This window comes from Micromonospora sp. L32 (assembly GCF_052068055.1).
In the GTDB taxonomy this organism is placed as follows: domain Bacteria; phylum Actinomycetota; class Actinomycetes; order Mycobacteriales; family Micromonosporaceae; genus Micromonospora; species Micromonospora purpureochromogenes.
The window spans coordinates 129,060-140,522 of sequence record NZ_JBQHDD010000013.1 but is presented as its reverse complement, the minus strand read 5'-3'; the positions used below and the strand labels follow the sequence as shown (position 1 = coordinate 140,522).

Here is an 11,463-nt window from a genome sequence, read left to right as displayed (position 1 = left end):
CGGGGCACCGCCCGGTCCAAGCTCACATGGGACTCAACCCATCCGACCCCGGAGTCATTCCCACACCCCCACCGGCTCTCGCAAGCCCCGGGGGAGCCGGTCCAGGACCGTACCGGATGACAACCCGGCCGACCCCCGAACCATTCCCGCGCTCCGGCCTCCCAGGCATTTCGCCTGTTTCGTCCGTTCCGCGCTGGCAGAGAGAAAGTTACGCGCCCGGCGAGTTGATCGTCAACTCGGCCGGGCGCGTCCCCCGTCACATCATCCAGCGGCGACTATCCGCGCAGCTCAACCCCCGCGAACGACCGCTTGCCGCGGCGCAGCACCAGGTACCGGCCGTGCAGCAGGTCCTCCGGCGCGACCGTCGCGTCCGCCTCGGTCACCCGAGTGTTGTTGACGTAGGCGCCGCCCTCGGCGATCACCCGCCTCGCCTCCTTGAGACTCGGCACCAGGCCGGAGTCGCGCAGCAGCCCGGCCACGTCGGGCAGCTCGTCCAGGTGGACCAGGCCGGCCTCGGTCAGCGCGGCCCGCAGCGTCTCGGGCCTCAGCTCGTCGAGCGAGCCCCGGCCGAAGAGCGCCTGGCTGGCAGCGACCGCCTGGGCCATCTCCCGCTCGCCGTGCACCAGGGTGGTCAGCTCCTCGGCGAGGGCCCGCTGGGCCGACCGGGCGGCCGGCCGCTCGGCGGTCTCCTTCTCCAGCGCCTCGATCTCCTCACGGGAGCGGAAGCTGAAGTAGCGCAGGTAGCGGGTGACGTCTCGGTCGTCGGCGTTGATCCAGAACTGGTAGAAGGCGTACGGGCTGGTCATATTGGGGTCGAGCCAGACCGCCCCGCCCTCGGTCTTGCCGAACTTCGTCCCGTCGGACCGGGTCACCAGCGGGGTGGTGAAGGCCTCCACCGGGCCGGCGCCCCGGCGCCGCACGTAGTCGACGCCGGCGGTGATGTTGCCCCACTGGTCCGAGCCGCCGTACTGGAGCTGGCAGCCGTGCCGGCGGTGCAGTTCGAAGAAGTCGTTGGCCTGGAGCAGCTGGTAGCTGAACTCGGTGAAGCTGATGCCGGTCTCCAGCCGCGCCCGGACCACCTCCCGGGCCAGCATCTTGTTCACCGGGAAGTGCTTGCCGACGTCGCGAAGGAACTCGACCACCGACATCTCGCCGGTCCAGTCCAGGTTGTTGACCAGTTGCGCCGCGTTCTCCCCGGTGTACGACACGAAGGGCGAAAGCTGGTCGTGGATGCGCTGGACCCAGCCGGCGACCACCTCCGGCGGGTTGAGCGTCCGCTCGGCGCTCTCCTTCGGGTCGCCGATCTGCCCGGTCGCCCCGCCCACCAGCAGCAGCGGGCGGTGGCCGGCGAGCTGGAGCCGGCGGGCGGTGACGACCTGCATGAGGTGGCCGACGTGCAGGCTGGGCGCGGTCGGATCGAAGCCCACATAGAAGGTGGCGCTCCCGCCGTCGAGCAGCTCGCGCAGCTCGTCGAGGCCGGTCGAGTCCTGGATCAGGCCCCGCCACCGCAGGTCTTCGGTCAGGGAGTCCCGCCCGTGCGGGAGGTTGCTGTCGGTCACGGTCACCGATTCTCCCCCATGCCGGGCACCGGACCGTACCGGGTTTGGTCGTTCCGGCGGTTGACTAGGCTGGCGGCTCCGCGAATCGAGGAGGAACGTCGTGGAGATGCCGGACCTGACGGGCGGGCTGGTCGCCCTGCTCGGGCTGAAGCTGGACGAGGTCGGCCCGGACCGGGTGGTCATCCGCTGGGAGGTCCGCCCCGAGCTGCACCAGCCGTTCGGCATCCAGCACGGCGGCGTGTACTGCGCGGTGGTGGAGACGGCGGCGAGCGTCGGCGGGTCGATCTGGCTCGGCGGGCGCGGCACCGTGGTCGGCGTGTCCAACCAGACGGACTTCCTCCGCGCGGTCCGCGACGGCGAGCTGACCGCCGTCGGCACGCCGGTGCACCGGGGTCGCAGCCAGCAGCTCTGGCAGGTGGAGATCACCGACGGGGAGGGCCGGCTGGTCTCGCGCGGCCAGGTCCGCCTGCAGAACCTCACCGCCGGCTGACCGACCGGGCCTGCCCGGTTTGCCGGGAAAGCGGGTCCGCGCGCCGCTATCGTCGGCCTCGATGACGCCGGCCGACGCGTACCCGAGGTGAAGAAGCTGCTGGCCGCCACGCTCGGCGTGCTGTCGGCCGTCGGCGGTTTCGTCGACATCGGCGACCTCGTGGCGGCGAGCCAGGCGGGCGCCCGCTTCGGCATGGGGCACGGCTGGGTGCTGGTGGCCGGGGTGGTCGGCATCTGCGCGTACGCGGAGATGGCCGGCCGGATCGCGGCGGTGAGCGGCCGGGCGGTGTTCGACCTGGTCCGGGAGCGGCTCGGGCCGCGCGTCGCGCTGCTCAACCTGGTCGCGTCCTACCTGGTCACGGTGCTCACCCTGGCCGCGGAGCTGGGTGGGGTGGCGCTCGCCCTGCACCTGGCCTCCCGGGTGAGCTACCTGCTGTGGGTGCCGGTGGCCGCGTTCGGGGTCTGGCTGGTGCTGTGGCGGATGCGCTTCCAGCTGATGGAGCGGGTCTTCGGGCTGGCCGGGCTGGCTCTGGTGGTGTTCGCGGTGGCGCTGTTCCGGCTGCCGACCGACTGGGGCGCGCTGGCCCGGGGCGCGCTGCACCCCGGCGCCGCCGGGCAGGGCTTGGCGGCGTACTGGTTCGTGGCGGTCGCGCTGTTCGCCTCCACGGTCAGCCCGTACGAGGTGTTCTTCTTCTCCTCGGGCGGGGTGGAGGAGAAGTGGAGCGCCGCCGACCTGGCCGACGCCCGGGCGAGCGTGCTGGTCGGCTTCCCCGTGGGCGGGTTCCTCGCCCTGTCGCTGGTGGCCACCGCCACGGTGGTCTTCCACCCGACGGGGACCTCGCTGTCGACGCTCGACCAGGTGGCCGCGCCGGTGGTCATCGCGTTCGGCGGGGTGGGGCTGGCGATCGCCGCGCTGGCGTTCTTCGCGGTCACCTTCGGCGCCGCGCTGGAGACGGGGCTGTCGGCGGCGTACACGGCGGCGCAGTACTTCGGCTGGCAGTGGGGCAAGCGGGTCAGCCCCCGGGACGCGGCCCGCTTCCACAGCGTGCTGCTGGTCAGCGTGCTGCTCGGGGTGCTGGTGCTCCTCACCTCGGTCGACCCGGTGCGACTGACCGAGTACATGCTGGTGGTCAGCGCGGTGGCGCTGCCGCTGACGTACCTGCCGATCCTGATCGTGGCCAACGACCGGACGTACCTGGGCGACCGGGTCAACGGGCCGCTGCTGAACCTGCTCGGCGCGGTGTTCCTGGTGGTGATCGTGGCGGCGTCGGTGGCCGCGATCCCGCTCGCCGTCACGACGGGGATGGGCCGATGAGGCTCCAGTTGGGCCGGCAGCTGCTGGACCGGCAGATCGTGGACCGCGACGGCCGGCTGGTCGGCAAGGTCGACGACGTGGAGTTCGCCGTCGACGCCGACGGCGTCCCGTACGTGGCCTTCCTGCTCACCGGCCAGGCGGCGCTCGCCCGGCGGATCGGCGGACGGACGGGCCGATTCCTGGTCGCGGTCGCCGACCGGCTCGCCGACGATCCGCCCGTGCGGCCGCGACAGATCCCGTTCGCCCAGGTCGCCCGGATCGACAGCGCGGTACGGCTGCGCACCCGTGCGGACGAGTTGCCCCGGCCGCCGGCGGAGGCCTGGCTGCGCCGGCACCTGATCGACCGGATTCCCGGAGCCGGCCGTGCGAGCGGGTGAGCTGCTCGGCCGCGCCGCGTACGACCTGCACGGCCGGCGGCTCGGCCGGGTGGTGGACGTGGTGGTGCGCGGGGGCTTCCCGGACGGCCCGCTGCGGCTGACCGACGTGATCGTCACCCGGCACTGGTGGAGCCGGGTGGTGGGGCGGTTGATCGGGGCGGAGCGGCACCCGTCGGGGCCGTGGGCGATCCGGGTGGTGGCGCGGGCGGTGAGCCGCGGCAGCCGGCAGGTCCCCGCCGACCAGGTGCAGCTCCTGCCGCCGGTGTCCGGCTTCCCGTTCGGCGACCCGGGATCCTGACCCGGTCCGACCGCCCGGGCTCGCGGCCGCCGTCCGGCCACCGGTTCTCGTCGTTCCCCCCGGCTCGCCCGGATGCCGGCGGGCGGGTGGACGCCCGGCCGCCGGTCGGGTCAGCTGCGGGCCTCGTCCAGGAGCTGTTCCTCCTGGTCGGTGCTCTCGTCGGCGGGCGGCGCGACGCGGCGCAGCCGGACCTGGGTGATCGCGCGGTGGTCGATCGCGGACACCTCCAGTTCCCAGGCGTCGATGGTGACGCTCTCCCCCGCGACGGTGGGAATGTGCCCGAGGCAGGCCAGCACCATGCCGGCGACGGTGGTGTAGTCGCCGGCCGGGCGGGCGGGCACCTCGACACCGATGTCGGGCAGGTCGTGCACGGGGAAGGTGCCGGGCAGCAGCAGCGCGCCGTCGGCCTCGGTGCGCACCGATCGGACGTCCCGGTCGGTCTCGTCGTAGATCTCCCCGACGATCTCCTCGAGGATGTCCTCCAGGGTGACGATCCCGTCGACGGCGCCGCGCTCGTCCACCACCAGGGCGATGTGCTGTCGCTCCGCCTTGAACTGGCGCAGCGCGTCCACCACCGGCAGCGAGTCGGGCAGCAGCATGGGCGGGCGGGCGCACTCGTCGACCGGGCGGTCGTCGGGGACGCCGACGAGGTCACGGAGGTGGATCACGCCGACGGCGTCGTCCAGGCCGCCGTGCCGGACCACCGGGGCCCGGGAGTGGCCGGTGGCGGCCAGCAGCAGCCGGGCGGCCTCCGCGGTGGTCCCGCTGTCGAGCGTGAAGACCTGCAACCGGGGTACGAGGACCGCCCGGAGCTGCCGGTCGGCGATCTCCACCGCGCCGGCGATGATGGTGCGCTGCTCCTTGGTGAAGCCGTGGTTGCCGGCGACGATGTCGCGCAGCTCGTCCGGGCCGATCTCCTCGGGCTGGTGCTTCGGGTTGAGCCCGACCAGGCGTACCACCAGGTCGCTGGTGGCGCCGAGGGCCCAGACGGCCGGCCGGGTGACGGTGGCCAGCAGGTCCAGCGGGCGGGCCACCAGCAGTGCCCACCGCTCGGCGGACTGCATGGCGATCCGCTTCGGCGCCAGCTCGCCGAAGACCAGGGTGACGAAGGTCAGCGCCAGGGTGACCACCACGATGGCGACCGTCTCGGCGGCGCCGCCGAAGAACCCGAGCAGCGGCACCAGGGGCTTGGCCAGCGAGACCGCCGCGGCGGCGGAGGCCAGGAAACCGGCCAGCGTGATGCCGATCTGAATGGTGGCGAGGAACCGGTTCGGGTCCTTGGCGAGGCGGGCCAGCACCTGCCCGGCCCGGCTGGCGCGTTCCAGCCGCTGCACCTGGCTGTCGCGCAGCGACACCAGCGCCATCTCGCTGCCCGCGAAGATCGCGTTCAGGACCACCAGGACTCCGACCAGGGCCAGTTGGCTCCAGTAGCTCTGCACGCCCGGTTCTCTCCCCCACGCGACCGGCGCCGGCCGCTGTGGCCGACGCCGCCGGACGGAGGACCCGACCGGCGTAGGCCTGTCAGTGCCCAGCGCGGACCCGGGTGAATCCTCCGGACGGGTGCCGCCTACGCCGGAGTGGAGGTCGGCAGGTCCAGCACGTACGAGCCGCCCTCGTGGCGGAAACCGAGCCGGTGGTAGTAGGGGGCGACCATGCCGGGCGGGCTGACCACCCGGCGGAAGCCCCGGTCGGTGAACAGGCTGCTGCGGCGGTAGACGAACTCCCCCGGGGTGAAGTCGCGGAACCGCTGGGTGACGTAGTCCAGGTCGATCTGGGCCACCCCGTCGGGCTCGGCGTGCGAGAGCACCACGCCGACCACCTCGTCGGCGCGCACCACCAGGAACGCCGACCGCTCGGCGGCGGGCGCCGCCCACCGGAAGTCGGGGTTGAACCGGGCGATGTCGGCGGCGTGCACCCGCAGCGTGTGCGCCAGGAACTGGTCGTCCACGCCCACCTCGACCACCTGGTAGGTCTCCTCGTCGTGCCGGGTGGCCAGCATCTTCCGCAGGTACCACACGTTGATCACGGTGAGCACCACGTTCAGGCCGACCATGGGCCACACGTGCACGGCGGCGTTGTAGCCGATGAGGATCAGGCAGCCGACGAGGTTGAGCGCGCGCAGCCGCAGGATGCGCGTCTGCAGCAGGGACCAGACCAGCAGCGCGGAGCCGGCCCAGCCGACGAGTTCCAGCCAGTTCACCCCGGGGACACTAGTGGTTGCGCTGGTCAGCCGCCTCGGCGGGCAGCTCCAGCACCCATTCCTCCACCTCGGTGCCGCGGCCGGCGGCGTATCCGGAGTCCTCGCCGACCACGACGAAGCCGCACTTGCGCAGGACGGCGAGGGAGGCGCGGTTGTCCTTGGCGGCGCGGGCGTGCACCGGCCGCTGCGGCAGCTCGCGCAGCAGCGCGGCGAGCGCGGCCGTGGCGTACCCCCGGCCCCAGCGGGTCGGGTCGATCCAGTAGCTGACCTCGGTGCGTTCCTCGACCGGGAAGGCGGTCACGTGCCCCACCACCTCGCCGGCGACGGTGGCGGCGCGCACCACGATCCGCGGGTCGGCGCGAATCCGCGACCAGTGCGCGTCGAAGGCCGCCCGGTCGGTCGGGTCGGCGGGGCCGAAGGCGGCCATCCAGTTCGCCTGCGGATCCTGCCCATAGCCGAAGAGCACGGGCAGGTCGTCGTCGCGCACCGGGCGCAGCTGGAGTTCGGCCGTCACGCCCCCGGACGATACGCACCCACTCCGACACCCCCGCACCGCCGGCCACACCGCCCACCCCGGGCCCCTGTGCTGGAGGCGGCACTTTCCCGGAAAGCGTGCCTATTCGGGGCCGGATAGCCACGCTTTCCGGGAAAGTGCACCCGGATCGGGCTGGCCCGCTCGGGGCGTTCGGCGTTCGGGGGTTCACCCGGCCGGTGGAGGTGCGGGTGGGCGCGGGGTGGCGCGGGTCGTTGGCGCGCAGGATCGGCACATGCGGGGGATGTGGGAGCGGCGGGGTCGACGGGGCGTCGCCGGTCCGCGGGCGGTCGGCGCGGTGGCGACCGGCGCGCTGGCGGTGGGTGCCCGGGCGGTCGGTGCCGCGGCGATCGGTTCGCTGGCGGTGTCCGCGCTCGCCGGCGGGGCCACCGCGCTGGGCGTGCTGGCGATCGGCCGGCTGGCGGTGCGCCGGGCCGTGATCCGGGAGCTGCGCATCGGCCGGCTGGAGGTGGACGAGTTGATCGTGCACCGGCGCGCCGGCCCGGCGGGGCAGGGCGACGGATAACGGACAGTGCCCACTGTGGCACGGGTGGTCACCGCCCGCTACCAATGAGGCATGTCACCCAGACCTGTCGACGTCGACCGGATAACCGTGCTCGCCCGTACGGTGGTCGCCCACCTCGCCCCCGAGGAGCTGCCCGCCTTCGACGTGCTGGCCGCGCCGTACCTGACCGGGGTGGACACCTCCACCGACGGCGGCCGGCTGGAGTTCGGAGTGCTCGACGCGGTCGCCACCGTGACGCCGGTGGTGACGCTGGTCTGCGCGACCGTGACCGGGGCGCTGCTGCGCGGCGCGGAGGGCGAGCTGGAACAGCTCGGCGGCCGGGCCACCCGCGGCCTGTTCGGCGCGCTGCGCCGGCGACCGGCGCCGCCACCGCCGGCCGAGTTCAGCCGGGAGCAGCTGGCCCGGGTGCGGGCCGTGGCGTCCGCGCGGGCCACCGCGTTGGGCGCCGAACCGGCCCTCGCCGCGGCCATCGCCGACGCCGTGGTCGCGGCCCTGGTGCTCGACCCGGAGCCCGACCGGTGAGCGCGCCGACCCCGGTCTGGCGCGCACGGCCGGACGAGACCGGTTTCCTGCTGCTCCCGCTCGCCGCGCTGGTGTTCAGCTCGGCGGTGCTGCTCGCCGTCGTCTTCGGGCTGACCGTGCTCGCCCGGCCCGGCTGCGGCCTCGGGGACGTGCTCGATCACCCGTGCAGCGAGATGTTCGTGCGGATGTCGAACTTCTTCAACCTGCTGGCGGTGCCCGGTGTGGTGCTCTTCGCCTGGCAGACCCGGCGGCAGCGGCGCCACACCCGGCCGCTGGAACCAGGCATGTTCCGCGCTGCCGAGGAGGTGATCGCCGAGGTGCTCGCCTCGGTCACCCTGCGCCGGCCGACCCCGGTGCTGCTCGGCACCCGGCTGGGACGGCGAGCCTTCACCGGCGGCACCGGCGACAAGCCCTACGTGGCGCTCGGGCCGGAACTGCTCGCCACAGCGGCGAAGGGCCCGGAGGGCCGGGCGGTCCTCGAGGCGGTGCTCCGGCACGAGCTGGCCCACGTGCAGAACCACGACCTGCTGCGGCTGCGCTTCGCCACCGTGCTGCGGATCAGCACCCGGGCCACCGCGCTGGGCACCGGGCTGCTGATGCTCGCCCTGCTGATCTGGGTGCCGGGCCCGCTGACGGCGGGCGGGGCGCTCGGCGTGGTGGTGCGGGCGGCCCTGCTGGCCGTCCTCGCCGAGCTCGCCACCCGGGCGTTCCTGCGGCTGCGGGAGCACCAGGCGGACGTCCGCGCCGCCGGCGGCGACCCGGACGGCATCCGGGTCGCCCTGCACCAGGGGCCCGAGGCGCCCCGGGGGCTGCCGAGCCGGCTGTGGGAGCGGCTGTGGGACCGGCACCCGAGCGTGGCCACCCGCCTCGCCGCGCTGGCCGACCCGACCGCCGCGCTGACCTTCCCGCTCGGGCAGCTCTTCGCCGGCGGCGTGTTCACCGCGGTCGCGCTGACCAACGCGCAGCTCCTCGTCGAGCTGATGGTCGCCGACGAGGTGCTGGCCGTGCCGGCCGGCGAGGAGGTGCTCTGGGGTGGGCTCGCCGTGCTGGCGCTCGCCGCGATCCAGCCGGCGATCTTCCTGGCCGATGGCGTCTGGCGCGACGTACGGGGACGCCACCTCGCCGGGCGCCCGGAGCGGCCCGCCGCGCTCGGGGCGGTGTTCGCCGCGGGGCTGCTCGCCGGGACGTACCTCGCCCCGTACGCCGGACTGGTCCACCAGCCACGGCCGGACGGGTGGCCGCTGCTGCCCAGCCTGGTCGTGCTCGCTGCGGCGGCGGTGCTGCTCTGCCGGTGGCTGACCGGGCTGGTGCGGCGGGCCGCCCCGGCCACCTCCGTGGGTCGCCGGGTCCTGCTGCTGCCGGCGCTGCCGGTCGGGGTCGGCGTGCTGCTGCTGGCCTGGGAGACGCTGCTGTGGGTGGGCGGGTGGGCGTACGAGTGCGACCACTACGCGGTGGAGTGCGGACCGCTGGACACCGTGCGGCTGGCGCTGCGGGTGGCCGGCACGCCGTGGGCGGTCGGGGTGCTGTCGCTGGCCACCCTCGCGCTGCTGGTGGTGACACCGCGCCGGAGCACCCGGGGTGCCCTGGTCACGGCGGCCGGGGCGGCCCTGTCGGGCGCGCTGCTCGTGCTGGCGCTGCCCCGGCTGGGGGTCGCCGACGCGGTGGCGCTCGACGTCTGGACCTCGCTGGACCCCCGGCTCGGCACCCCGACCGCCGCGCTCGCCCTCCAGGTGACGCTGTTGGTGGCGGTGCCGCTGGCGGTTCTGCTGCCCCGGGCGTCGGCCGGCCCGCTCGCCGCCGGGGCGGGGTGGCTGGTGCTGGCGGCGGGGCTGGACGCACAGCTGGCCGAGTGGGCCGACGGTCCCGTGGCGGCCCGGCCCGAGGACCTGACGTACGCGGTGGGGACCTTCCTCGGTCAGGCGCTCGCGGTCGTCCTGCTGGCCGTCGCGGCGGCGCTCGCCGCGCGTACCCTGATCGGCCGGCGGCGCCGGCGGCCGCCGGTCGGCGCGCCACGCCCCCCGCAGCGGAAGCGGACCTATCAGCTCGCCGACGACGTCGGGTAGCCGTACAGGTCCAACAGCCGCCCCCGGGACGCCTGGAGCCGGTCCACCACCACGCTCATGAACCGGGTGGTGAGCTGCCGGCCGAGCGCGTCGTCCGAGTCCATCAACCGGCGCACTCCCGCGGCGGTGAACTCCACCGTCGTGGTGCGCCGCACGGCGACCGCGCCGAACTGCCAGCGGTACGGCGGGAAGAGCCAGGACCAGCCCAGCACCCCACCCGGACCGATCATCTCGATGCCGACATCGCCCCGCCCGGGCACCGGGAAGTCCAGCGCCACCTCGCCGCCCCGGACCAGCCAGAACCGCTCCGCCGGCTGGCCGGCGCGGAACAGCCGGTGGCCGGGATGCCAGGCCACCGGCCGGGCGTACCCGGTCAGCCGGGGCAGCCACTCCGGCGGCAGGCCGGTCAGGAACGGGTGCTCACGCAGCATGTCCAGCGGGGTCATGGGCTGGTCCTCCTCACCTCGGCGGGGCCGGGGGACCTCGGTGTCCTGACTCCATTGCACACCGTGCCGGCCGACGACGTCAGGGCCGATGGTCCCGGCCCCGGCGACCGAAAGGCCGCCGCCGTCCGGCCGCCGCCGATCCACGGGCGCCCAGGGCGCCGACAATGGGTGGCGGCGCGCGGGTCGGCGCCGAATGCCCGTGCCGTGCGCCGGGTACGTCGACAATGAGCTGACGAGTCGTGGGAGGGCTGATGAACCGACCGGTCGTGGCGGGCGTCGACGGATCGCCGTCCAGCCTGGTCGCCGCCGAGCACGCGGCCCGGGCCGCCGCGCTGCGCCGCCGGCCGCTGCACCTGGTGCACGGCTACCTGCATCCGCTCGGCTACGGGGTGCCGCTCAACCCGTACGACCTGGGGTTGCCGGCGCCCACCGAGGAGTCGGGGAAGATGCTGGAACGCACCGCGGCGGAGCTCGCCGACCGGTGGCCCGGACTGACCGTCGAGGTACGCCAGGTCGCCGGCGGCCCGGGCGCCACCCTGATCGAGGAGTCCCGCCGCGCCGAGCTGGTGGTGGTGGGCAGCCGGGGCCTGGGCGGCTTCGCCGGACTGCTGCTCGGCTCGGTCGGCGCCCAGGTCGCCGCGCACGCGCACTGCCCGGTGCTGGTGGTCCGCCCCGACGAGCAACCGATCCCGGTGGACGGGCCGGTGGTGGTCGGGGTGGACGGCTCGGAGTCCGCCGGGCTGGCCGCCGGGTACGCCGCCGACGAGGCGGCCCGCCGCGACGTGCCGCTGGTGCTGGTGCACGTCGGCCCGCCCGACGGGGACCGTCCGGTGCCGGAGGAGGTCGAGGAGTCGCAGGCCGCGTACCAGGCGGAGGCGGTGCGGCTGCTCGCCGGGGCGTCCGCCGCCGTCCGGGCCGACCACCCGGACCTGGTGGTGCGCGAGCACCCGGTCCGGGCGGCCGGCGCGGCGCAGGGGCTCATCGAGGCGAGCGGTGCGGCCTCGATGCTGGCGATCGGCACCCGGGGCCGGGGCGGCTTCACCGGGCTGCTGCTCGGCTCCGTCAGCCAGACGGTCGTGCACCACGCACACTGCCCGGTGCTGGTCGCCCACCCGTACGACCGGGCGGACTGACCC

Annotated in this window: 13 protein-coding genes; 8 read left to right on the top strand and 5 right to left on the bottom strand. The window is 74.7% G+C overall.

The genetic code is table 11. From position 1 onward, the window contains the following. Positions 1-275: 275 nt before the first annotated feature. On the bottom strand, positions 276-1,559 hold the full coding sequence (tyrS, locus tag ACTMTB_RS28400; protein WP_441149243.1) for a tyrosine--tRNA ligase: 1,284 nt from the start codon (positions 1,557-1,559) through the stop codon (positions 276-278). Between the two features lie 106 nt (positions 1,560-1,665). Between tyrS and ACTMTB_RS28395 the strand changes: the two genes are divergently transcribed. From ACTMTB_RS28395 to ACTMTB_RS28380, 4 genes are all read left to right on the top strand, one after another. Continuing rightward, positions 1,666-2,049 (top strand): PaaI family thioesterase, encoded by a 384-nt coding sequence (locus ACTMTB_RS28395; protein ID WP_172894699.1) that lies wholly within the window; start codon positions 1,666-1,668, stop codon positions 2,047-2,049. Positions 2,050-2,136: 87 nt separating this feature from the next. Continuing rightward, the gene (locus tag ACTMTB_RS28390) at positions 2,137-3,363 is read left to right on the top strand and encodes an NRAMP family divalent metal transporter (RefSeq protein WP_441149235.1); all 1,227 of its coding nucleotides are present in this window, start codon (positions 2,137-2,139) and stop codon (positions 3,361-3,363) included. Continuing rightward, on the top strand, positions 3,360-3,740 hold the full coding sequence (locus tag ACTMTB_RS28385; RefSeq protein WP_441149234.1) for a hypothetical protein: 381 nt from the start codon (positions 3,360-3,362) through the stop codon (positions 3,738-3,740). Before ACTMTB_RS28390 ends, ACTMTB_RS28385 begins: the two co-directional genes overlap by 4 nt. Continuing rightward, a complete protein-coding gene (locus ACTMTB_RS28380; protein WP_441149233.1) occupies positions 3,727-4,038 on the top strand; it encodes a PRC-barrel domain containing protein in 312 nt (103 codons plus the stop codon). Before ACTMTB_RS28385 ends, ACTMTB_RS28380 begins: the two co-directional genes overlap by 14 nt. Before the next feature lie 110 nt (positions 4,039-4,148). Here the strand turns inward: ACTMTB_RS28380 and ACTMTB_RS28375 are convergent, their stop codons facing one another. The 3 genes from ACTMTB_RS28375 to ACTMTB_RS28365 form a co-directional block, all read right to left on the bottom strand. Then, a complete protein-coding gene (locus tag ACTMTB_RS28375; RefSeq protein ID WP_441149232.1) occupies positions 4,149-5,477 on the bottom strand; it encodes a hemolysin family protein in 1,329 nt (442 codons plus the stop codon). A 128-nt stretch (positions 5,478-5,605) separates the two neighbouring features. Beyond that, positions 5,606-6,238 (bottom strand): hypothetical protein, encoded by a 633-nt coding sequence (locus ACTMTB_RS28370; protein WP_441149231.1) that lies wholly within the window; start codon positions 6,236-6,238, stop codon positions 5,606-5,608. 10 nt (positions 6,239-6,248) lie between these two features. After that, positions 6,249-6,752, bottom strand: a complete 504-nt coding sequence (locus ACTMTB_RS28365) for a GNAT family N-acetyltransferase (RefSeq protein ID WP_441149230.1) — start codon at positions 6,750-6,752, stop codon at positions 6,249-6,251. A 253-nt stretch (positions 6,753-7,005) separates the two neighbouring features. On the opposite strand from ACTMTB_RS28365, the gene ACTMTB_RS28360 reads away from it, so the two are divergent. From ACTMTB_RS28360 to ACTMTB_RS28350, 3 genes are read left to right on the top strand one after another with little or no spacing between them, the layout of a single operon-like run. Beyond that, positions 7,006-7,296: a hypothetical protein gene (locus tag ACTMTB_RS28360; protein WP_441149229.1), complete on the top strand. Its 291-nt coding sequence runs from the start codon at positions 7,006-7,008 to the stop codon at positions 7,294-7,296. Positions 7,297-7,347: 51 nt separating this feature from the next. Then, positions 7,348-7,818, top strand: coding sequence for a hypothetical protein (locus ACTMTB_RS28355; protein WP_441149228.1), 471 nt, complete (start codon positions 7,348-7,350; stop codon positions 7,816-7,818). Further along, a complete protein-coding gene (locus tag ACTMTB_RS28350) occupies positions 7,815-9,881 on the top strand; it encodes a M48 family metalloprotease (protein ID WP_441149227.1) in 2,067 nt (688 codons plus the stop codon). Before ACTMTB_RS28355 ends, ACTMTB_RS28350 begins: the two co-directional genes overlap by 4 nt. On the opposite strand, the gene ACTMTB_RS28345 is transcribed toward ACTMTB_RS28350, so the two are convergent. Beyond that, a complete protein-coding gene (locus ACTMTB_RS28345; protein WP_154937978.1) occupies positions 9,857-10,327 on the bottom strand; it encodes a cyclic nucleotide-binding domain-containing protein in 471 nt (156 codons plus the stop codon). The genes ACTMTB_RS28350 and ACTMTB_RS28345 overlap by 25 nt on opposite strands. 251 nt (positions 10,328-10,578) lie before the next feature. Here ACTMTB_RS28345 and ACTMTB_RS28340 point away from each other — a divergent pair, with 251 nt between their 5' ends. Continuing rightward, positions 10,579-11,460, top strand: a complete 882-nt coding sequence (locus ACTMTB_RS28340) for a universal stress protein (RefSeq protein WP_441149226.1) — start codon at positions 10,579-10,581, stop codon at positions 11,458-11,460. Positions 11,461-11,463 lie beyond the last annotated feature (3 nt).